The organism is Dysgonomonas termitidis (assembly GCF_042654545.1).
Lineage (GTDB): Bacteria > Bacteroidota > Bacteroidia > Bacteroidales > Dysgonomonadaceae > Dysgonomonas > Dysgonomonas termitidis.
Map to the genome: position 1 here is coordinate 1 of NZ_JBHSGN010000196.1, position 717 is coordinate 717.

Genomic DNA, 717 nt, shown 5'->3' on the forward strand with positions numbered 1-717 from the left:
CCTTACCTTTGGATATAACCCATTAATCAGTAAGGCTATGGAACAGATTACATTCACCCAGGTCGTATCCAGGGGATGCGGCATAGACGTACACCAGAAAGTAGTAGTTGCCACCGTGTCTGGCGAAGGTATAAAGAAAACCACGCGTGAGTTCTCTACTTTCACGAGTTCTTTGACAGAATTAAGAGAATGGTTATTGGAATTGGGTATCACCCATGTTGCCATGGAGAGTACCGGAGTTTACTGGAAGCCGGTATATCATATACTGGAACCGACCGGAATGAAGGTCTGGATTGTCAACGCCCGTCATATCAAGTATGTTCCGGGTCACAAAACCGATAAGAAGGATAGCACCTGGATATGCAAGTTACTGCTTGCCGGATTACTCAAGCCGAGTTATATTCCACCGCGTGAACAGCGTGAATTGCGGGACCTGACCAGATACAGGGTCAAGCTGATACAAGGCATTGCCGCCAATAAGAATCGCATAAACCGGATTCTGGAAGACTGCAACATAAAATTGTCGAGCGTGATGAGCGGAACAGACGGTGTGGTCGCTACCAAGTTGATCGATAAACTGATCGAGGGAAAACAGATAAGCCCTGAAGATATTGACCGGGTCTATCACGGTAAGCTGAAAGCCAGCAAGGAAGAACTATTGGAAGCCTGCAATGGATTTATAACCGAACATCATGTTTACATGTTAGGTTTAATAAG

General features: G+C 45.6%; 1 protein-coding gene. It reads left to right on the forward strand.

Annotated features, from left to right (window positions below; genetic code table 11):
* Positions 1 to 37: 37 nt before the first annotated feature.
* A partial coding sequence (locus ACFO6W_RS26110) for an IS110 family transposase (protein WP_380002076.1) occupies positions 38 to 717 on the forward strand: 680 nt, incomplete at its 3' end.